The following is a 21,123-nucleotide window of genomic DNA, read 5'->3' on the forward strand; positions in this document are numbered from 1 at the left end:
TTCGTCATATGCTCAATAAGCTGCATATTGCTACCTACAACATTCACAAAGGGTTTTCTCATTTCAATCGGCGGGTCATGGTGCATCAGCTGCGCGACAGCTTGCGTGCGCTCAACGCCGATATCATTTTTCTGCAGGAAGTGGTCGGCGAGCACAAGGGTCACGGAGCCCGTTTCGAGAATTGGCCGGAGAGTCCCCAGTATGAATTCCTGGCTGATTCGATCTGGACGGATTTTGCCTACGGAAAAAACGCGGTCTACGATGAGGGCCACCACGGCAACGCAATCCTGAGCCGCTATCCCATTCTTCGGTGGGACAACGTGGATGTTTCGGCCCATCGTTTCGAAAGCCGCGGCTTGCTTCACTGTGAAATAGGCATCCCGCAATGGCGGGAAAATCTTCACTGCATCTGCGTGCACCTGGGCCTGTTCAAAAGAGGCCGTTCCCGTCAGTTACAGTTACTGGAAAAGCATATCGAGGAACTGGTACCCCAGGACGCGCCGCTGGTTATCGCCGGGGATTTCAACGATTGGCGCGAAGTGGCCAGTCGTATCCTGGTCCAGCGGCTTGCCCTGGCGGAAGTCTTCGAGTTGACCGAAGGAAGGCCGGCGCGTACCTATCCCTCCACGTTGCCGTTGTTCCGGCTCGACCGTATTTATGTGCGGGGGTTTCATATCGAAAAGGCACAAGTGCACCAGGGGCACCCCTGGTCCAAGATCTCCGATCACGCAGTCCTCTCGGCGCAGATGATCCTCAGATAATGCCTCCTGCATCGCACAGCGAGATCGACGCCGCCGCCACCCTCCTGAAAAAAGGAGGCGTTGTCGCTTTCCCGACAGAAACCGTGTATGGCCTTGGGGCTGAGGTTTCCAATCCTTCTGCAGTTGCGCGCATATTTGAAATCAAGGGGCGTCCCCTGGATCATCCCCTCATTGTCCATTTCGCCGATGCCTCCCGGTTATCGCATTGGGCGCGGGAAGTGCCACATCAGGCGTGGCGGCTGGCTGAGTGTTTCTGGCCAGGCCCTTTGACCCTGATACTGCCACGTAGTCGCCATGTGTCGGAAAAGGTGACCGGCGGTCAGGATACAGTGGGATTGCGCGTTCCTGATCATCCCGTAGCGCTTGCCTTGCTGAGGGAGCTGGGGCCCGATAGAGCACTTGCCGCTCCGTCAGCGAATCGTTTCGGCCATGTCAGTCCGACAACGGCAGCGCATGTGCGTGAGGAGTTTGGCGACGAGCTGGACATGGTTCTGAATGGTGGGCCGTGCCAGGTGGGGCTGGAAAGTACCATTGTGGGTTTTGAAGGCCAAACCGCGGTTATATTGCGGCCAGGCGGCATCCAGTTGGCAGCACTGGCGGAAGTATTGGATGGAAATGTGGTGCTTTCCCAAGGAGCAGAACGTTCTGTACGCGTACCGGGCGCTCTCCCTTCGCATTATGCCCCCGCCACGCCGCTCGAGCTCCTGTCGGCGGATCACTTATGGCAGCGTGCTTTGGAGCTGGAAGCAGAAGGTATGCAGGTAGCAGTCATGGGTTGGCGGCGGCGAGAGCATTCTCTACCCAGGCATCGCTCGGAAAATGAACCGGTCGTATTTTCCGCGATGCCTGAAGAACCGGAGGAATATGCGCGTCAGTTGTATGCCACCTTGCGCCGGTTCGATCGGGAACACTTCGATCGGTTGTTGGTGGAGAATCCTCCCGAGACAGCGGCTTGGGTGGCAATCGCGGACCGGCTGCAGCGCGCGAGCAGCAGGACATACTCCGGTGCGAATGCAGTACTAACGGGTGAGCAAAGCAGTTCATCCCGAACGCGGGAGGATGAGAATGAAACCATTTATGGGCAAACTGGATAAATAACGATTTTATGGATAGCAAAGTTCGCGCAGTATTGTTTGATGTGGATGGTACGCTGGCTGATACGGAGCGTGATGGTCATCGCCCCGCTTTTAATGCCGCATTTCAGGAACTCGGCCTCGATTGGGAGTGGGATGTCGATCTTTACGGCAAGTTGCTGGAAATTACAGGTGGCAAAGAGCGCATCCTTCATTTCATGGAACATCATGTTCCCGAGGAATTGAACAGAAGTGAATTGGGTGAATGGATCGCGCGCCTGCATAAGATAAAAACCAGGCATTATGTGGGCATGCTGGAAAGCGGCGGTATTCCGCTAAGACCGGGTGTAGCCCGCCTGATCCGGCATCTGCGTGACAGAAACATAAAAATCGCGATTGCAACCACCACCACCCCGGAGAACGTGACCGCGCTTTTGAAATCCACCCTGGGGGAAGATTCTCCCGGCTGGTTCGACGTTATCGGGGCAGGAGACATCGTTCCTGGAAAAAAACCGGCACCCGACATCTATCACTGGGTGCTGGATCAACTGAAATTGCCAGCAGAACAGTGCATTGCCGTCGAAGACTCGGAAAACGGGCTGAGAGCATCGCTTGCCGCGGGGCTGGACACAGTGGTTACGGTAAATGGATATACCCGGTTTCAGGATTTCACGGGGGCGAAGCTTGTCTTATCCGACCTGGGGGAGCCGACGAAGCCCTTCAGCGTGCTGGAAGGAGAGGCAGGAGTGGCAAACGGCATAAACGGCAGCGGCTGGGTGGACGTGGACCTGATGCTGAAGCTTAAGGGGTGAAGGCCGTGAGGAAGCGGTCTAAAAGAATTATGTCCAATTCTGCGGACGCTCAATTTGCATTATCCCAAATTGGAATTGTCACCTGGAACAGGTAGTATAGTAAGTCACCAGTGACTTACCCAGGCACCCAGGCCATCCTGACAAGAAGAACAAATGCTGCAAGCCCGCACCATCAACTATTCACGGCGCCTGCTTCAATTTTTTGAAGGGGTGGGTCTCGTCGTGATTGCACTCGCCACCATATTTGCGGGATATCAGGAAACCATGCTGATGATTCACAACGGCAGAGTGACGCTGGCGGACCTGCTGCTCATGTTTCTCTACCTCGAAATCCTGACGATGGTCGGGCTTTATTTTGAATCGGGCAAGCTGCCGGTAAGGTTTCCCCTCTATATCGCCCTGGTGGCATTGGCGCGTTATATAACCGTGGATGTCAAGGAGATGGACAACATCCGCCTGTTGGGTGTTTCTGCCGCTATCGTGCTGATTGCGCTCGGGGTGCTCGTCATCCGTTACGGACACGTGCGCTATCCCTATGTGGAAGACCTGGAGGAACTGGCAGAGGCGGCTTCCAAGGAAAGAGAACAAAAAATTCGCGATTGATATGGAAGGCCAAATCAACAAGCCCCTGGTGGGTGTCATCATGGGCAGCAGCAGCGATTGGGAGGTCATGAAGCACGCTGCGGAAATATTGAAGAAATTCCATGTATCTTACGAAGCGGAAGTGGTTTCCGCTCATCGAACCCCTGATCGCATGTTCGAATATGCGGAAACTGCCGGCGAGCGGGGGCTGAAATGCATTATTGCCGGTGCAGGCGGCGCAGCGCATCTTCCGGGAATGGTCGCCGCGAAAACGCTCCTGCCCGTACTGGGCGTGCCGGTTACTTCCCGGCAGCTTCAAGGGCTGGATTCGCTTTTGTCCATAGTACAAATGCCGAAGGGAGTACCGGTTGCCACCTTCGCCATAGGCGAGGCGGGCGCGGCTAATGCGGGATTGTTTGCCGTTGCGCTGCTGGCGGTGGAAGATGCGGGTTTGGCCAGGCAGCTTGCCGAGTTTCGGGAAACCCAGACGGCAACGGTGGCTTCCATGACCTTGCCCCCCTCATGAGTACCCGGCCCGGGGCGATGCTGGGATTGCTGGGCGGCGGCCAGCTCGGCAGGATGTTCACCATGGCGGCCCAAAGCCTGGGTTACAGCGTGACCGTTCTTGATCCCGAGGAGCGGAGTCCGGCGGGTAGCATCGCCGAGCGGCACCTGCGCGCCGATTACCTCGATCGTGAGGCATTGAATGAGCTTGCATCCACCTGCGCAGGCGTCACCACCGAATTCGAAAACGTACCTGCGGAAGCACTCAGGGTACTGGCTGAACGCCGCATCGTCAGTCCGGCTGCCGAGAGTGTCGCCATCGCGCAAGATCGCATTCTGGAGAAGAATTTTCTCGCTGCCAACGGCTTTGGAGTCGCGCCCTATGCGGTGATGCAGAACGCGCGCACTTCGCAGGGTTCGACCAATTCGGATGGGGTATTACCCCAAAAGCAACCGCAACTTTCTCCTGACCTCTTCCCCGGAATTCTCAAGGTAAGCCGGTTCGGATATGACGGCAAAGGCCAGGTGCGGGTAAGTAATGCATCGGAGCTTGACAGCGCATTTGCAGGTTTGAACCGGGAATCCTGCGTTCTGGAAAAACTGCTGCCCCTGGAGCGCGAGGTATCCGTCATCGTATCCAGGGGATTTGATGGCGAAGTGGTTACTTTTCCCGTATCCGAGAATCAGCACTGCAACGGTATCCTCGACATCAGCATCGTTCCTGCCAGAGTATCGCCTGAAATTGCCCGAAACGCCTGCGATATTGCGATTCGCATTGCCGAGAAGCTGGATTATCGCGGCGTATTATGCGTCGAGTTCTTTGTGCTCGCGGACGGGCGCCTGCTGGTGAATGAGATCGCTCCTCGTCCTCATAATAGCGGGCATTACTCGATCAATGCCTGCGTTACCTCTCAATTCGAGCAGCAGGTGCGCATACTTTGCGGAATGCCCCTCGGCAGTACTTCCATGTATGGAGCAGCAGTAATGGTGAATCTGCTGGGCGATCTCTGGCAGAAGGGAGAGCCGGAGTGGGAACAGGTGCTGCGGCATCCTGACGTCAAATTGCATTTATACGGCAAGCGCGACGCCAGACCCGGACGGAAAATGGGACACTATACGGTATTGGCAGAAACGACCGATGCCGCGTTGCGGCTTGCGCTGGAAATCAAGCAATCGCTGCAACCCTCTCATGGCACTCTTGAAACATATGAGCCTCCCCGGAATGAAAGTCGGAACTGACCAGCCCGCGCTGTTTGAAACGAGCATACGAAGCCTGCCGCTTCTGCATCGCGGAAAGGTACGGGACATCTACGGCGTGGATGAAGACAAGCTTTTGATCGTCCAGACAGACCGGCTTTCCGCATTCGACGTGATCCTGCCTACTCCCGTACCCGGCAAGGGTAGGCTGCTGACCGCCTTGTCCAGTTTCTGGTTTGAAAAACTGGAGCATATCGTTCCCAACCATCTTACCTACATCGCACCCGAATCCGTGGTAACGGAAGACGAGCGCGGGCAGGTGACCGGGCGGGCGTTTGTAGTAAAGCGGCTCAGACCCCTTCCGATCGAGGCAATCGTGCGGGGTTACGTCGTTGGCTCCGGCTGGAAGGATTACAAAAAAACCGGCATGATTTGCGGTATTCCACTCCCTGCCGGATTGGAGGAAGCCGGCAGGATACCGGGCGGAGCCCTCTTTACCCCCTCGACCAAAGCTGCCCAGGGTGCCCATGATGAAAATATCCCGTTTGCGGAGGCGCAAAAGCTGTTGGGGGAACCGCTGGCTGCGCAGGTGCGGGATATAGCATTGGCTTTGTATACTCAGGCCGCGGATTATGCGATCACAAAAGGCATTATTATTGCCGACACCAAGTTCGAATTCGGTCAGGACCAGATCGGCAGACTCTATCTCATCGATGAGGCGCTTACGCCCGATTCATCGCGCTTCTGGCCTGCCGAGCGGTACGCGCCGGGGAGAAACCCGCCGAGCTATGACAAACAATTCGTGCGTGACTGGCTTGAGACGCAGAACTGGAACAAGAAAGCACCCGCTCCAGCCTTGCCCCCCGAGGTGCTCGCCAAAACAGCGGAAAAGTACCGGGAAGCCCTGCATCGCCTGGTGAGCTAGAAAAGTCGTAGCAACATCCTCGTCCCCAGCAGATAAAGCAGCACTACAAAAATTTTCCTGAGCGTGGCCGTTTGCATGACGTGCGTCGTTTTCGCGCCTATGGGTGCGGTCAGCGTGCTGCCCAGGACGATCCAGCCCAATGCCGGCAGGTAAACGTATCCCAGGCTGTATTCCGGCAGCGGTTGGGGCTGCGCCATGCCATTGATCATATAGCCGATACCTCCAGCCACAGCGATGGGGAAACCTACCGCGGCAGCGGTACCTATGGCATGTTGCAGCTTGACGTTGCACAGGGAGAGAAACGGGATCGTCAGCAGGCCTCCTCCGATTGCAACAAAGCTGGAAATCGCGCCAATGACGCTTCCTGCAACAAGCATGCCGAGCCTTCCCGGAAGCATGCGGCTGGGTTTGGGGCGGATATTGAGCAACATCTGCGTCGCCGCATAATAAATGAAGACGACAAAAACGATGCTGAGAAAGCGGCTGGATAGCATGCTCACTACCGTTGCGCCTCCAAGCGTCCCCAGGATGATTCCCGGCGTAATGAATTTCACGACTTGCCAGTTCACTGCACCGTGAACATGATGGGTGCGCAGACTGGCGGCCGAGGAGAAAATGATGGCCGCCATCGTGGTGCCGAGAGCGAGGTGAAGGATGCGGTCCGGAGGGAAGTCCTGGGCCGTAAAAATAAAGGTAAGCACGGGGACGATGACCAGCCCGCCCCCTATCCCCAGCAGGCCGGCAAAGAAGCCGACCACGGTGCCCAACATCAGGTATGCCGGCCACCACTCCACGTCAAGCTATACCGCAGATACCGGGATTCGAAATTGTACAACCGTTGTTCAACCTGGAAATCTTCCGGGAGTCTGTCATTACAGAATTCTCATGATGAAATCCCACTCTGCCGGATCGATCGGTGTAATAGACAGGCGGTTGCCTTTTTGCAGGATACGCATGCTCGCGAGCTCGGGGTAGCTGCGTAACTCCTTGATGCCGACCAGGCGGGTTTTTCTGACTAGGCGCACATCCACATTAAACCAGCGCGGATTTTCCGGAGTGGCTTTCGGATCGAAATATTTATTCTCCCGCTCGAACTGGGTAGCGTCCGGGTAGGCCAGTTTGCTCACCTCCGCAATCCCGGCGATTCCCGGCTCCTCACAGGTCGAGTGGTAGAAAAAAACCCCGTCGCCGACGCGCATCTGGTCACGCATGAAATTTCGCGCCTGATAATTGCGCACCCCATACCACGCCACTGTTTGATCAGGCATCGAGGCGAGGTCGTCAATACTTACGTCGGAAGGTTCCGATTTCATCAGCCAGTAACGCATTTCCATCATTAACTATACTTAGGTCAGAATTCAGCACTTGAAGTTGAAGGAGCCATGAGCTTTATGAGCTTTGTATCAGCAAGATTCCTCCAGGCAAAATTTCCCTGGGTTGGAGGCCCTCAAATAAACAATCAATACTACAGCAAGACGGAGGAGCAATGATAAACAATAAGTTAATCAATCGTCTTCTGAAACTCCTGTGGCGGATAGGCGAAAGCTGGCCATGGTTGGCCAGGAAACTAAACGAATTTGCAATCAACCGGGTAGTAAATGTTTGCCGCCACCGGCCGCATCCGTGGAGCACCGTTCACCCCTATACCTCTTGGACTTCACTTACGGATCAGCACTGGAGCGCACGCCATTTGCCGGCGAAGAAACAGCCGGCACAACTTCCATCTTCGAGCGAACTGCTCGGGCTTTTCAGGCAACAGGACGGAAAGCAGCGATTATCCGACAAATCGACCCTGCTCTTTCCCGCGGTTGCTCAATATCTGACCGACGGTTTTATCCGCACGCGCATGCCTCAGGCAGGAGAACCCGAGACAGTTCGACTGCAAAATACATCCAATCACCAGATCGACATGTGTCCGCTTTACGGAAGGCTGCCGGAGCAGACCGCCGCCCTTCGTCTCAAAAGCGAAACGAAGGGGGAACGGGGGCGGTTGAAGTCGCAGTTTATCGGCGCGGAGGAATTCTCGCCTTTCCTTTTCGATAACGGGAAACTGAAGCAGGAATTCGCCGTGCTCGACGAGCCCCTTGGATTGGAGAGGGCGTTGGATAGGGTGCCCGAGCGTCGGGAAGAGTTGCAGGCTCATATTTTTGCCTTTGGAGGGGATCGAACAAATGCCGTTCCCCAGGTGGCGATGTTGAATACCTTGTTTCTGCGGGAACACAACCGGCTTGCAGGCGAAATAGAACGGGTGCATCCCCAGTGGGATGATGAGCGCGTTTTCCAGACCGCCCGGAATAATGTCATCGTGATATTCATCAAGATTATCGTGGAGGAGTACATCAGCCATATCTCTCCATTGGTGCCCTATCGGGCTGACCCTTCAGTGGCCTGGAATGCACCGTGGAACAAACCGAACTGGATCACGACCGAATTCAGTTTGCTGTATCGCTGGCATTCACTCGTTCCAGATGCCATCACCTGGAACGGACACTTGTATCTCCTGGGAGAAACCTCCATGAATAACAAGCTATTGCTGGACGGAGGGTTGCGACGCGCCTTTGCCGACATGAGCAGCCAGCGTGCCGGTCGTCTCGGTCCCTTCAACACGGCGGAGTTCCTATGGGAAATCGAGACGCGGGCAATAGAGCAGGGCCGTCTGGCAGAACTGGCACCCTACACTGATTACCGCCATTATGTTTCCCTGGAGCGTCCGCAGGATTTCGCAGATATCTCCACGGATCCGCGGGTGGTCGATTTTCTGAGAAAGACGTATCGGCGCGTAGAGGACATCGATTTTTACGTCGGTCTGTTTGCAGAGGATCTGGTGGAAGATTCCCCCCTGCCGTCACTCATGCTCAGGATGGTGGCAGTGGATGCTTTTTCCCAGGCTTTGACCAATCCCTTGCTGTCACAGTACGTTTATAACGAAGAAACCTTTTCCGCTCCGGGCTGGGCGGCAATCCAGAGCACGGGAACATTTCGGGATGTTCTGGACAGGAACACGCCTTCCGATCGGCGTGGGGATTTATACGTCGGCTTGACCTTGCCTGACTGGATGCCTTCTTCCTGATTTGAAACATGAAAATGAGATTACCCAATGGGTTACCCACCGGTCGCCCATTACCCGCCGTAGGTCAAGGGCAGATCCATGAATATCAATATCGCTTGCTGGTTGTTGTAGTGGTGTTCTCTATTATCTCCGGGAAGTCCTTCTTGGCGGCGTCCAGCGATATGTTCAGGAATAACATAAAGACCAAAACAGGTTCCCCCTCTCAAACGAAACGCGAGCTTATGTACTTTATTCAGGGCTAGTGGTCGAGATGAGAATAAGTTGCTTGATAAATTCGATAATGCGACCGTCATCGATGTGGGTATGATCCGTAATCAGGTTTTTATCGACTCTCATAACGAGGTAGGGATTGCGTGGGGCGGATATATTGCTCCTTTCCAGTGTAAGGCCCGCAATAGGAATCTTGCTGCCAGGTTTGTCGTCTTCCCACGCGGATTTTGCCGCCAAGGCGGAACTGACACTCTCACTACTGCTCGATTGACCTGCAACTCCCTTTGGCAGATTATGGGGCGGATAGAGCCTGTGAGTCTCATACGGCTGGAAGAGGCCAACAGCGGTTACATTTGCCTCGCCCTCGTCGATGATTTCTTCCTGCTGCGTTACGGCATTCGTTCGCCTGATGTCGCGATCTTTCTCAAAAAAGGTAGACAGATGGCGGCCAATGGGAAACGAGTTGCCAAGGGCCTTATCGGCCTCGGATGTCAGTATGGCCATGACAGGCAATTGGGACTTGAAGTAAGTGCCACGCTCCGCGGACATATCACTGAGCGATGCAAATTGTAAGGCTTCGAAGGCGGGATTTATGAGTACAACCAGATTCCCAAACCCCTCCACGTCGCTCTGCACGCCCACGGGCCCCACTGTGCGAACGAACCGATTTTCGAGTATTTGAACCAATGAGGCATGTACGATAGCTCCGCCGAAGCTGTGCCCGACAATCACCAGGCGAGTGTTGCTGTTACCCTGCGAGACATTTTCCTTAACGCGCTTGAGTAGTTCGAGGCGATTCAATACCTCGGTAACGCCGCCCCGGCTGACTTTCTGGGCAGTATTTTTCCGGTCCCAGAAGGTCAGATCCTCAACCACGGGCGTGGTAATGGACCCACCGCGCCAGCCTAGATAAATACCGGCTACCTGTCGTGCCGGACGCCCCGTTTTTTTGCTGATAAGAAGTTCGTTCTCACTCAACCCGGCAAGAACGTTACGAAAAGTCTGGATATTTTTGTCGGTATGCTCCGCATTATGTTTCCAGCCATGGACGAATACCGTTATTAACAAATCTTTGCTGGCGGCTTCAGCCGAAAGCTTATCGATAACGGACCACATTTGCTTGCGATCCCAAAGCTGGCCTTGGTCATCGAATTCAATAAAATTTAAGAGATACCGGGCTCCATCTGCGGTGGGAAATTCCAGGAGCGCGTGGTTTTCGCAGTCCCGAGACAATTCCGGGGTCGGGTTAACGCATAAATCATACTCTGTCCGATACTGTACAAACGGCGCACACCCGCCAAGTAACATTAGGAGAATGAGAGCAGTGACATGCAATTCGACGGAGTGGAATTTCATCGTATTTACCTAATCCGAAGAGGTGTTCTTGCAACCTATACCAGGGAATGACCGCATGTTCCTGAAACGCGTTTCGTATCGGGTGGAAATCCGCATATTCCACTCCAAGCCGGGAGGCGCATTCATAATGAAGGTTAGTAGTGTTAGCAGTATATGTCTATGTTGATTTGGCAAAGTGTATTTTCGGATTTGTTACCGCAGATCAGGTGTGCATGCGAACACGTTCGCTACTTAGCGCGCATTAGGTACACTGAGGGGACACCGAGTAAACTGGAGTAAGTGATCGAGTTCATGACATCAGTTTGTTGAACTTCTGATGGCAATGAGGGCGGAAAATGGCATTAGCAAACGTATTCCGACCACCACCCGTGATAGAGCTTACCGTCCAAATGGGGTGTTGTCATGAAGCCTGCTGAAAACGCCGGACATCAACTGGAACGACGTCAATTTATCGTCTCTACACTTTCGGCGGGACTTGTCATGGCGGTAGGTCCGCTTTACGCCCAAGCCGTGCGGGATGGTCTCCAGATTTCTGCAAGGAATGGGGATCAGACCGCTCCTGGACCTCGATCGCCGGGCGGCCCTACTCCAATCAAGTTATTTCTCTGTGGCGATGTCATGACGGGCAGAGGTATAGACCAGGTCTTGCCTCACCCGGGCAATCCCATCCTTTTTGAGGGGTACATGAAAAGCGCAACAGGCTATGTCGAGCTTGCCGAAGAGGCAAACGGGCCGATTCCGCAACCAGTCGCCTTTTCCTATATCTGGGGAGATGCGCTTGCCGAACTGGAGCGTGGAAAACCCGATGTTCGTGTCATTAACCTCGAAACCGCAGTTACCCGCAGTGACGACGTGCAGGACAAGGGAGTCAACTATCGCATGAACCCGGACAATATCTCCTGTATCACTGCCGCGAAGATCGATTGCTGCGTGCTGGCGAACAACCATGTCCTGGACTGGGGATATGCTGGTCTTGCCGAGACGCTGAAAACGCTCAAACAAGCCGATATAAAAATAGCTGGCGCTGGCCTAAACATTCAAGAGGCGCAGAAACCCGCAGAGATGACAGTTCCCGGAAAGGGACGTGTACTGGTTTTCTCGCTTGGATCGGAAACAAGCGGCATACCTTGGAGCTGGGCAGCTCGGGCAGACCGACCAGGCGTGAATCTGTTGCCTGATTTTTCGGCAAAGACGGTTCGGGAAATTCGCGACAGAATAAAACAAATCCGTCTGCCGGGGGACATTGTGGTTGCTTCGATTCATTGGGGTAATAACTGGGGTTATGCAATTGCGGTCGAGCAACAGGATTTTGCACATGCCCTGATCGATGAAGGAGATGTTGATGTCATCCACGGGCATTCATCGCATCACGTGAAGGGCATCGAGGTTTATAAGGGAAAGCTCATTCTTTATGGATGCGGCGACTTCCTGAATGATTATGAAGGCATCTCGGGGCACGAGGCTTATCGGGGGGACCTGACATTGATGTATTTCGTGAGGGCGGAACCGCAAACCGGCAAACTGGTCAGCCTGTCGATGGTGCCCATGCAGGTCAGGCATTTCAGATTGAACCGGACATCTGATGACGACGCTTCCTGGCTGAAGAATATCCTGAACAGGGAGGGGAAGAAGCTGGGGACGTCGGTGGAGCTGGCGGCGGATAATACCTTGATGCTCCGATGGACGTTCCAAGGATAGTGCATGTCAAAGATGATCTAAGGAACCGCTGAACAAATCCTCCGCAGAGCGCGTTGCTATCAAAGTCGGGATGATCACGAGGCGCGCGACAAAGGTCGTAGCTTGGACTACGATGCCAAGGAGCGCAACGAAGTGAGCGGCCGATTTTGCTGCAACCCGGATGGGACGGAGCTTTGCTGGCAATCTGCTTTGTCAGGCTCCTAGCGAAGGACGCCCCCAAAGCGTTGGCCGAGGGACCCGCAAGGCGGGATCGAGCAGCGTCGGGATGTAACGACCGCGCAAAACCGACTCTGGATCGTCAGCATCCCGCTTCGAGGTCGCATCTTCCTTCGGAAGACACTGCTCCTCTCTCCACGGTCGCACCATTCGCGTCGTCGCCTTTCGCGCATCTCATCCCGCAAAGCCACCGTCGCGCCTGCGAGGGATTTGTTCAGCGGTTCTCTCAGAAAGCAGCTCGCTGCTGTGGGGCTAAACATCTGGAAAAAGTGAGCGGGAAACTTTGGGGAGGCGGTCCAAGTATTGGGCCAGCAATCGGAACGCTGTATTCAAGCCGAGCGCGCATGCAAACAGGGAGAAGAAATTGGGCAAAATTGGCTGACATAGAGCACTGCGGATTAGGCGGCTTCGAGTGCAATTTCGGTGTAATCGCAGCAAGCGGCAAAATTCCCTGCTTAATGGAATACACGATACTAAAATTTCCAATAAGAGATATCGATCTATTCGGCAACTCAGCAAACCATTGTGGAGGTGCACATGAACACACATTCTGATTCAACGGCGCAGACAGACCCTCGCCGGTCTTATTTGACCTTCCAGGATATCCTGGAAACGGTGAGTCATGAGCCGGGGCAAGGCCACCTGCTTGAGCAAATCGAAAAAATTGTAAGGGTTCAGCAGCGGGAACGCTTATATGCCATTCTGTCGCAAGTCTCGGAAGACCAACTCCTGCCTGTACAGGTCTTGCTCGAGCGCGACTTCCCGCAGAGAGGAAAATGCAATTCGGCCTATAACCGCTTTCGTATTCCATCTTGGAAAAGATACGACGACATCTATTGGCAATCGCTAATCGACTATACGATTCTCGCGCTTCGCACATTCAAGGAAATCGACTTCTGCACTATTCGCGGGAAGCTCGTGCTGCAATATTTTGATATTCCTGGTGGGACGCTCCGAGTTCAGGATGTCATCCGAAGACTGGTCTGGCTGATCGATAACGGCCATTTGTCCGTCGACTTTACGCGATCCCGTTGGATGGAAAGCTGGCGTCACACTGTGGCAAGCATGAGCCGCGAGGAAATATTCACGGCTGCCAGCATCGTCGAGGTCGTCCCTAAATTGTTGCTAAGTGGAGAATAGATGCTCGGGTCAGGAGCATACAAAACGCCGGATGAGGCTTTCGCTAAAATTGCGTCCACGCCGCGTCCCTTGGCGGCCTTTATCTTCAGCAGAGATCAAAAAACGATCGACCGTTTTGTGGGCAAGTTGTCATTGGAAGCGGTGCGGTGAAGCAGGTCAATATTCATCCGTTCATAGAAACTATGCCGTTCAGGGGTGTCGCGCCATCAGGCATGGGGCACTATCATGGGAAGTATGGATTCGATCAGTTGACGCACGCCAAATCCATGCTGATTTCGCCACCGGATGTTGCTATCGACATCTCTTTCCGCCTTATACGGAAGAAAAAGTTCGGGCATTGTCCATGTGGTTTGACTATTGAATAAGCTAGAAAATGAGGTAACAGCAATGCCCCTTCCTCGGGATGCACCACCTGCCCGTTATCTGGACGATATGAAAGTAGGGCTGCGCTTCGCTGGAGATCCACGTGTCGTGCAGGAACAAGAAATTATTGCTTTTGCCAGGCAATTCGATCCCCAACCCTTCCATATTGACGCCGGGCTGGCAAGTCAAACTTTGTTTGGCGGCCTGATCGCCAGCGGCTGGCACACGGCAGCCATGACGATGCGGTTGCTGCTTGAAGCCTTTCCTATAGGGGATGGCACGATCGGACTTGGCGGCGAAGCGGCGTGGCCCAATCCGGTGCGCGCCAATGATGCCATTCACATCGAAGGTGAAGTCAGCGCCGTCAAACCTTCACGGTCACATGATGATCGCGGCATTGTCACGGTTCGCACTGAAACCAAAAACCAAAATGGTGACGTCGTACAAACCTTGACAGCCAATCTTCTTGTTTTTCGCCGCAAAAGTAGATCCGCATAAAATTAGCCATGACCCGTTCCGTTATGTCCGGCTCAATTGCCATACTTAATTTGATTACATTTTCAGAGATTAAGTATGAATTTAACGACTTCGGTAGACAGTTTTAATAAATTGAACTGTTTTCTAGGAGTCGTTAAACTACATGCACCGCATCACGGCAGATATAGCCGGGAAGCGATAGATACCAAGGCCTTTTATTGCTGCCTGTTGAAGCTCCCAGCATGTTCTCACTCGTCATGTGCGGCGACAGCGGCTGTCTCCCATGAGCTAGTTCCCAAGCCCTTAAAAATATCGTAACAAACCTTCAGTACGATGTGCGAACCAAATCCGCACAGGAGTGAATAGTGTTTAAATACGTTGTGTATATACGGACCAAAGAGGGTTATATCGAGCGCATGAATAACATTATTTCTAATCTAGCCTGCGATACGAAAGAAACTTATGGTTCTTTAGCCCCCTATGTATACGAAGAAGAGCTCGTGGGTTTTCCTGAATCGGTAGTGCACTGGGAAAAAAGTACAGGGCCCAGCGTAGGCCTAGCCCTCATTAATCCTTCTTCTCCCTCTGTTGATAGCAATTCCCCCACCTTATCGATGGGTTAGAGTCTGATCTGTCTCGGCCTTTGATTTCCCCCAGACGGACCGTCAAGCCATGATTACATGGAGGCTCGGTACGATATCGAACCTGCGCTGGTTCCGGATAATTTCAAGTAGCAGCTAAGCAGGAATACAGTAATTCCTGAAAGTGCACGCCTCCAGAGAAGAGGGGCCTGCACTATATCAGACTAGATTCAATCGGGATCAACAAAACCGCCTTGACCTAACCGACCGCCTTCAGGCGGCTGACCACCTTTATAATTCTCGGGCTTCATCAGCTCTTGCTTTGATTTCTTCTTTTCCTTTTTTTTTGCTTCGTTGGTTGCATCACTCTTATTCGAAAGCTTTTCTTCGGTTACTACCGGTTTTCGCGTATTTTCACCGTTAATATTTTGCGACTGAGCATATGCCATACTTATGGAGCCCAGAAGCAGGGTGTGGATAAAAACAATTGCTTGAAGCTTTTTACTTCCAGAGGAAAAAAGGTGGTTCATGGCGGCTCCCTTATTTAATTCACTTCTCATTCAGATGCATTTCTACTATGGATTATGAATTTGCGATGAAGCGACCGACTTGAGTTTGCCGGGTGAGTCCCCTCCGCCCCCTTCATGATTAATGCATTAAGGACTAATCCAGTGTGATTTATTCAAAGGATCTCTGGCGATCAAGGCTGGCCGGTTCCATATAGATTGAGGAACTCGCGCCGCGTCTTTGGTCCGTAGGTGAGGAAATGCGGTTGCGGGTGTTCGAGGTAAGCAAGCCGTTCGTGTGCAATGCGGTCGCGCCCGGTATATTTTTTTACTTCCTCCGGGCTGATCGAATAAACCCTGGCAGCATTGAGACCAAAAATCTTCGCCCGGAGCTGTGGAGTAATTTCCGGATAATCATATTTTGCGCGTAATTCAGGGGCGATCTGAAAGGCGCGAAACGCCTGGATCTGGTCTTGCGGCGAGCCATACCAGATAGAGTCCGTTCCCCATAGGACGTTGTCCTCTCCGCAGTACTTCAGTAGCTTTCCCAACACGTGCGCTGCGGCTTCAGGGTCGCGCATCAGGTATCGCCAGGTACTGCCAAGTTCCGCGTAAACATTGCTGTTGGGAGGAACATCATTGTCGATGAGTGAGCGGATCAAGGTATCGACGCCGTCATCTGCGCCCCGGTCCTGGAAGGGGCCTTCGGGGACACTTGTTACGAAGCCCGAGTGGTAGACCAGAAATGCAACGTCAGGGAATCTTTTGGCTGCCACGCCGATGTCGGTACATTTGCTGTGCTCGTAGGATTGCTTGCCGAAGGGCAGGCCCTTGTGTACGCAGATTACTTTCACGCCGAGACTGCGCGCCTTTTCGATAAAGCGCGTTCCGGTTTCATCCGACAGAAAGTAGCCTTTTCCTTCGGGCCCGAACTGCGTGTAAGTCTTCCAGGCAGATACGCCCCAGCGATCCTTCAACTCATCCATCCGCTCCAGGTCACCTTGCTGATTGGGATTGACGCGTCCATGCAGCAGCAGACGGTGTGTTCCTTCCATCCTGTCGACGATCCTGCGCACTGCGTCCGCCTCCTGGATGGTAAGCGGCTCCGCATCGGGCCGCGATGGCACGAAAGAGAGCACCATCATGTTCGTGTCCGAATCAAGGAACACGTCCTTGATGAACTCATCCGGTCCGAGGCACTGTAAATAGCTATGTGAACTTGGCTCCAATCCAAGGGCGCACCCGGTCTTGGGCATTTGGCTCAAAGGTTTTGCACCGGGAACAAGCTTTTGCAGCCATGCGCCTTTCGGGTTCACAAAGTGACCTTGCACATCAAAAATAAATTCGCCTCTATCACCAATCCCCGCCTGGGCCAGTGCAGGTTCGAGCGCAGCTTCCTTTGCCAGATCGAAAAATCCACCTGTCCTGCCTGCGGCCGCATTCGCGGCATTGAATGCAAGAAGGGTGGAAGCGGCACCGCAAGCGGAAATGAGAAAATGCCGCCGTGAAACTCCTGTGCGTTTCGCGTTTGTATCAGCCGCTTCGTGGGCGAGACGATTCGCGGCAATATTTGCAGGCGATAATGGAACCGGCGCGAATTCTCCATTGGATGTCATGTCGAGCTTGATCGGCAGGCGATTACCGTCGGGATCGATGACCTGAACTGGGTTCATGGGGGGTGGATTCATGTGGACGGTTTCCCAAAAAGGAAAGTAAACACGAAGGTACCAGGAATTTCACAAGTTGAGTCAGTCTGTCTCAACTTCAGGGTAGTACGTCAGATTGGATTTGGCAAAGATATCTCGCCTCCCTTTCCGTGACTGTGATCTGCAGTGTCTTGATCGGGAGATATTGTTCCTTCTTCAGGGCTGATTTTCCCTTTGTTTCAGGTGCGGGACTATCGAGCTGACCGGATCAACCAGGCAATTGATCCCTCAATGTATCTTTGGCGATTTTAATTGGATTCAGCAAGAACCTGCCTATGGGGCGGGTAAATCAGCTCTGCACGGTGGGTATACGGCATTGACCCGGTGACGGGTTACGGCGTGGAGATGCTGAAGCGTCACCGCAGCGATGAAGTTATTTCCGGGTAGATTGAGCAGATGAATGAAGCGTAATCCGGGGAGTCAGTGGAACTGGGTCAACCCTGGGAGAGAAGTCGACAAAAAAAGCGGCAATGCCGCTTTTTTTGCCTTTCCTGAATAAAGTCCCCGCAAATGCCGTCAGGCCGTTTATCTTGAACCTTAAGGTTCAAGGTGGTCACTCGCCGGATGCATCAGGCACTTCCGCATGGGACGCGCACAACAGCATCACTTGGTTCGCAACCGTTTCTCAAAAAGTTGGTTCAAAGAATATAGACCTTGACAAACACCGCAGGGAACAACTCTTATCACTTCCACGGATATTCAGCGTAACCCGCAAATGCGACATCTGTTCGGTTGCTTCAAAGGTTGATTTCCGGTTTAAAACAGTTTGTCCTGCTCCGGCATGGCAGCATCAAGCATTGCCTGCATGTGATCGATTCTACGCCTAAATTCTTCCGTGTCAAAGCCTTCCTTGCTTCTCGCCTTGAGCAATTCATGGGTAATATTCAGGGCTGCCATGACAGTGATGCGCTCAGAGCCGAGTACTTTGCCGCTGTCCCTGATTTCGCGCATCTTCTTGTTGAGGTAGGCTACCGCTTGCAGCAACCCCTCGCGCTCTTCATCCGAGCAGCTCACCCTGAACTCGCGCCCCATGATAGTGACATCTAGGGGCTTGCCTGTGCCTGTATTCATTCTTTGCTCTCAGGAATGCGCGACAAAAGAACTTCGAGCTGTGAGGCAGCTGCACCTATTTTTTCCACCAATAGCCGGTTGTGGCTCGTAGTAACTGCCAGTTGCTGACGCAACTGAATATTCTCCGTGCGCAATTGTTGACACAAGCGTACGAATTGAGTGATTTTTTCTTCTAGAGTATCCAGTTCGGGTTCCATCAAAGCACTATAGTTTGGAAATCCTCAGTCAGTCAACTGCTAACATGGTGTTTCGAATGTGGCTTCAGGAAAGGTGTGGAATATATGAGACAGGTCATCTTCCGGCAAGGGTTTTCAATCATTTCGCATGATTTATTCCACGGTTCTGGTAGAATGCCGCCTCGTTTGAGGTGCCTGATCGCTTCCGCGGTCAGGTTAAACGGGAACCAGGTCAGAGATCGATGATCTCCGGATGCCTGGGCTGCCCCCGCAACGGTAAGCAGGCGTGGACGTATCAGGGAAACTCTCCAGGGTTTCCTAATGCCACTGTGAATTCTTCAGTTCATGGGAAGGCGATACGTCAAATCCTGCGAGCCCGGATACCGGCCTCGGATGCGTACGGATATATCGCGTGGGGCGGTATCCCGATCGATATTTCTTTCGTTCGAAGCTCCCACGATATTTTCCTGTTTCCTTGTTCTCACGGCGGGGGTGCATATTCCCCGGGCAATTATCATGGGTTTGTTTCGCAGGCATGTCTTGCCATGGGTGTTTATTTCCGTCCCTTCAGGGGCGCTTGCCGTGTCCAGCGATCCGGCGGAGCGATTGCTCCCTGACGTCGTTGTCACGGCAACCCGCTTCAGCGAGCCCATCGACAAACTGCCCACCGGAGTTTCCATCGTCAATGCGGAACAGATCAAAAACAGCGCCGCTACGACTTTACCGGAGTTGCTGCAACAACTGTCTGGCATACACACGAGAAATGTCGATGGCAGCCCCGACCCACAGATCGATATGCGCGGATTTGGTATCACCGGCAACCAGAACACTCTGGTTTTGCTGGATGGTCAACGCATGAACGAAAATGAACTGACCGGTATCCGCTGGTCGACGATTCCTCTCGATACTATCGAACGCATCGAAGTATTGCACGGCAGCGGTAGCGTAGTTTATGGAGCAGGCGCTACCGGGGGTGTCATCAATATCGTTACACGCGCTGCCAAGCCCGGCCGCATATCGGGTACGGGAGGAGTTTCCTTCGGCAGCTACAGTGGCACGGAATTCAACGGAACATTCAACGCGGCAGGAAACAACGTTGGGCTGGCGCTCACAGCCAATGCGTTGCGAACAGATAACTACCGCGTGAATAACGCGCTGCGTCAATCGAATCTGCAGGGCGATCTGCGTTACCGGTTCAACAGCGGCAGGGCGTTACTGAAGTTCGGACTGGATGATCAGAAACTAGAACTGCCTGGCAATCGCACTGAAGCACAGCTGCAAACCGACCGGAAAGGCACCTCGACTCCGCGCGACTTCAGCACTCGCCAAGGTGCGTACGTCACGCTGAGAGGAGAGAAAGAGACGGAATTCGGTGATCTTGCCGCGGACCTTTCATTTCGGGACAACCACCGTACCGCATTATTCGACGATTACAATCTGGACGGCTTCAACGCCAAAACATTCGTCAATTCCCGCTCAGACCAGTGGCTGTTCAACCCGAGGATGAAGCTGCCCTTCGCGGCTTTCGGCATGGAGCACGAACTGGTACTGGGTGCGAATTTCGAATGGTGGGATTATCGATCGAGACGGTTTACCGGACCGGAAACAGTACCAGGTTCGGCATCCGCCGATATCCCGCGAACGGATGTAGTGGCGACCCAGCTAAACCGTGCGATTTATTTTCAACACGCCTCCACTTTACCTAAAGGTACCGTTGTCAGCCTTGGGGGACGACTGCAATGGGTAGACAACCGGGCGAACGACCATTTCAATCCCGCTGCTTACGCCAGCGGCCGGCAGAGCCGTACGGTTTATGCCTATGATGCAGGTCTTCGCCAGCCTCTGGGGGAAGCTTTTTCGGTCTATGGCAGATTTGGCCGCAGTTTCCGGGTCGCTACAGTGGACGAAAACTACAACCAGTTTGGCGGTCCAATGTTCGATTCCATAGTGAAGATTCTCGAACCGCAAACTGCCCATACCGGGGAGCTCGGACTGGATTACAAGCAGAAGTCCCTGCGCGCCCGCGCTTCGCTCTACCGAACCAACCTCAACAATGAAATCAGCTTCATAAACATAGACCCATTCCTGTTCTTTGCCAACGTCAATCTGCCGCCCACGCGGCGGCAAGGTTTTGAGCTGGAAGGCGCATGGACGATAACGGGCGCAATCGATATATTCGGCAGCTATACGTTTATCGATGCACGCTTTCGGAAGGGAGACTTTGGCGGTGTGGATGTATCCGGGAATCTCGTTCCGCTGGTGCCGCGTCACAAGGCTTCGGCTGGCGGTACGTACCGGTTGGGCTCCAACACCCGTGCGGCAGTAGTCATGAATTATGTAGGTGAGCAGGTTTTCGATAACGATCAAGCCAACACCGCCACGCGTCGTATGCCGGATTATGTCACTGTAGATCTCAAGGTAACTCATCAGATGAGGAAACTGCTGTTGAGCATGGCCGTGAACAACCTGTTTGATGAAAAGTATTTTTCCTATGCCATTCGCAATTCGGCGGGCACGAGCTTCAGCGCACTGCCTGCCCGGGAACGCAACGTCTGGCTGACGGTAAAGTATCAATTCGACTGAGCTCCCTTGAGTATCTGAGCAGGCCCGCTCCGGCTGCTCCAGATCCGCGGTCCACGCTCCGCTCGCCATTTGGCTATGTTTCCTGCGCCTTCTGGCATCGTCCCATGTAAATTGTC

21 protein-coding genes, 1 other RNA gene and 1 riboswitch are annotated in these 21,123 nt (G+C 53.5%); of the genes, 14 read left to right on the forward strand and 8 right to left on the reverse strand.

Annotated features, from left to right (window positions below):
- Positions 1 to 8 precede the first annotated feature (8 nt).
- The 7 genes from BMW46_RS05270 to BMW46_RS05300 all read left to right on the forward strand — a co-directional run bounded on the left by BMW46_RS05270 (position 9) and on the right by BMW46_RS05300 (position 5,854).
- The gene (locus BMW46_RS05270; protein ID WP_011379964.1) at positions 9 to 761 is read left to right on the forward strand and encodes an endonuclease/exonuclease/phosphatase family protein; all 753 of its coding nucleotides are present in this window, start codon (positions 9 to 11) and stop codon (positions 759 to 761) included.
- Positions 761 to 1,855 (forward strand): L-threonylcarbamoyladenylate synthase, encoded by a 1,095-nt coding sequence (locus BMW46_RS05275; RefSeq protein WP_074705557.1) that lies wholly within the window; start codon positions 761 to 763, stop codon positions 1,853 to 1,855. The genes BMW46_RS05270 and BMW46_RS05275 overlap by 1 nt, the downstream gene beginning before the upstream one ends.
- An 11-nt stretch (positions 1,856 to 1,866) precedes the next feature.
- Positions 1,867 to 2,646, forward strand: coding sequence for an HAD family hydrolase (locus tag BMW46_RS05280; RefSeq protein ID WP_074705559.1), 780 nt, complete (start codon positions 1,867 to 1,869; stop codon positions 2,644 to 2,646).
- Between the two features lie 153 nt (positions 2,647 to 2,799).
- Positions 2,800 to 3,249: a phosphate-starvation-inducible protein PsiE gene (locus BMW46_RS05285; protein ID WP_074705561.1), complete on the forward strand. Its 450-nt coding sequence runs from the start codon at positions 2,800 to 2,802 to the stop codon at positions 3,247 to 3,249.
- 1 nt (position 3,250) lies between these two features.
- Positions 3,251 to 3,754: a 5-(carboxyamino)imidazole ribonucleotide mutase gene (gene purE / locus BMW46_RS05290; protein ID WP_074705564.1), complete on the forward strand. Its 504-nt coding sequence runs from the start codon at positions 3,251 to 3,253 to the stop codon at positions 3,752 to 3,754.
- Positions 3,751 to 4,971, forward strand: a complete 1,221-nt coding sequence (locus BMW46_RS05295) for a 5-(carboxyamino)imidazole ribonucleotide synthase (protein ID WP_074705566.1) — start codon at positions 3,751 to 3,753, stop codon at positions 4,969 to 4,971. The genes purE and BMW46_RS05295 overlap by 4 nt, the downstream gene beginning before the upstream one ends.
- Complete coding sequence (locus tag BMW46_RS05300; protein WP_074705568.1) at positions 4,955 to 5,854, forward strand: phosphoribosylaminoimidazolesuccinocarboxamide synthase; 900 nt, start codon at positions 4,955 to 4,957, stop codon at positions 5,852 to 5,854. Before BMW46_RS05295 ends, BMW46_RS05300 begins: the two co-directional genes overlap by 17 nt.
- Here BMW46_RS05300 and BMW46_RS05305 read toward each other — a convergent pair.
- Both BMW46_RS05305 and BMW46_RS05310 read right to left on the reverse strand, forming a co-directional pair.
- Positions 5,851 to 6,648 (reverse strand): sulfite exporter TauE/SafE family protein, encoded by a 798-nt coding sequence (locus BMW46_RS05305; RefSeq protein ID WP_074705570.1) that lies wholly within the window; start codon positions 6,646 to 6,648, stop codon positions 5,851 to 5,853. The two genes, BMW46_RS05300 and BMW46_RS05305, sit on opposite strands and share 4 nt — an antisense overlap.
- A 78-nt stretch (positions 6,649 to 6,726) precedes the next feature.
- The gene (locus tag BMW46_RS05310; protein WP_074705750.1) at positions 6,727 to 7,182 is read right to left on the reverse strand and encodes an EVE domain-containing protein; all 456 of its coding nucleotides are present in this window, start codon (positions 7,180 to 7,182) and stop codon (positions 6,727 to 6,729) included.
- A 158-nt stretch (positions 7,183 to 7,340) separates the two neighbouring features.
- On the opposite strand from BMW46_RS05310, the gene BMW46_RS05315 reads away from it, so the two are divergent.
- On the forward strand, positions 7,341 to 8,924 hold the full coding sequence (locus BMW46_RS05315) for a peroxidase family protein (protein ID WP_074705572.1): 1,584 nt from the start codon (positions 7,341 to 7,343) through the stop codon (positions 8,922 to 8,924).
- A 228-nt stretch (positions 8,925 to 9,152) separates the two neighbouring features.
- Here the strand turns inward: BMW46_RS05315 and BMW46_RS05325 are convergent, their stop codons facing one another.
- Entirely contained in the window at positions 9,153 to 10,250 is a 1,098-nt protein-coding gene (locus BMW46_RS05325; RefSeq protein WP_256376960.1) for an alpha/beta hydrolase, read from the reverse strand.
- Positions 10,251 to 10,892: 642 nt separating this feature from the next.
- Between BMW46_RS05325 and BMW46_RS05330 the strand changes: the two genes are divergently transcribed.
- The 5 genes from BMW46_RS05330 (at position 10,893) to BMW46_RS05345 (ending at position 14,405) form a co-directional block, all read left to right on the forward strand.
- The gene (locus BMW46_RS05330; RefSeq protein WP_256376961.1) at positions 10,893 to 12,188 is read left to right on the forward strand and encodes a CapA family protein; all 1,296 of its coding nucleotides are present in this window, start codon (positions 10,893 to 10,895) and stop codon (positions 12,186 to 12,188) included.
- Positions 12,189 to 12,941: 753 nt separating this feature from the next.
- Positions 12,942 to 13,544, forward strand: a complete 603-nt coding sequence (locus BMW46_RS05340) for a hypothetical protein (RefSeq protein ID WP_074705579.1) — start codon at positions 12,942 to 12,944, stop codon at positions 13,542 to 13,544.
- Complete coding sequence (locus BMW46_RS15320) at positions 13,545 to 13,694, forward strand: hypothetical protein (protein ID WP_177171037.1); 150 nt, start codon at positions 13,545 to 13,547, stop codon at positions 13,692 to 13,694.
- Complete coding sequence (locus BMW46_RS15065) at positions 13,691 to 13,909, forward strand: hypothetical protein (RefSeq protein ID WP_143121402.1); 219 nt, start codon at positions 13,691 to 13,693, stop codon at positions 13,907 to 13,909. Before BMW46_RS15320 ends, BMW46_RS15065 begins: the two co-directional genes overlap by 4 nt.
- Before the next feature lie 22 nt (positions 13,910 to 13,931).
- Positions 13,932 to 14,405 carry a MaoC family dehydratase gene (locus BMW46_RS05345; protein WP_074705581.1) on the forward strand — a complete coding sequence of 158 codons (474 nt, stop codon included), beginning with the start codon at positions 13,932 to 13,934 and terminating at the stop codon, positions 14,403 to 14,405.
- Between the two features lie 790 nt (positions 14,406 to 15,195).
- On the opposite strand, the gene BMW46_RS05350 is transcribed toward BMW46_RS05345, so the two are convergent.
- The 5 genes from BMW46_RS05350 to BMW46_RS05370 form a co-directional block, all read right to left on the reverse strand.
- Complete coding sequence (locus BMW46_RS05350; RefSeq protein ID WP_074705582.1) at positions 15,196 to 15,495, reverse strand: hypothetical protein; 300 nt, start codon at positions 15,493 to 15,495, stop codon at positions 15,196 to 15,198.
- A gap of 170 nt (positions 15,496 to 15,665) precedes the next feature.
- On the reverse strand, positions 15,666 to 17,144 hold the full coding sequence (locus tag BMW46_RS05355; protein ID WP_074705585.1) for an amidohydrolase family protein: 1,479 nt from the start codon (positions 17,142 to 17,144) through the stop codon (positions 15,666 to 15,668).
- Between the two features lie 530 nt (positions 17,145 to 17,674).
- Positions 17,675 to 17,853: non-coding RNA, 6S RNA (gene ssrS, locus BMW46_RS05360), on the reverse strand.
- Positions 17,854 to 17,933: 80 nt separating this feature from the next.
- Positions 17,934 to 18,248, reverse strand: coding sequence for a cell division protein ZapA (locus tag BMW46_RS05365; RefSeq protein ID WP_074705587.1), 315 nt, complete (start codon positions 18,246 to 18,248; stop codon positions 17,934 to 17,936).
- On the reverse strand, positions 18,245 to 18,445 hold the full coding sequence (locus tag BMW46_RS05370) for a hypothetical protein (protein WP_074705591.1): 201 nt from the start codon (positions 18,443 to 18,445) through the stop codon (positions 18,245 to 18,247). Before BMW46_RS05370 ends, BMW46_RS05365 begins: the two co-directional genes overlap by 4 nt.
- 151 nt (positions 18,446 to 18,596) lie before the next feature.
- Positions 18,597 to 18,830: riboswitch (cobalamin riboswitch) on the forward strand.
- Between BMW46_RS05370 and BMW46_RS05375 the strand changes: the two genes are divergently transcribed.
- A complete protein-coding gene (locus BMW46_RS05375) occupies positions 18,818 to 21,007 on the forward strand; it encodes a TonB-dependent receptor (protein WP_074705594.1) in 2,190 nt (729 codons plus the stop codon). Its footprint overlaps the riboswitch before it by 13 nt.
- Positions 21,008 to 21,123: the final 116 nt, after the last annotated feature.

Origin of the sequence: Nitrosospira multiformis (assembly GCF_900111585.1) — a bacterium.
GTDB classification, from domain to species: domain Bacteria; phylum Pseudomonadota; class Gammaproteobacteria; order Burkholderiales; family Nitrosomonadaceae; genus Nitrosospira; species Nitrosospira multiformis_B.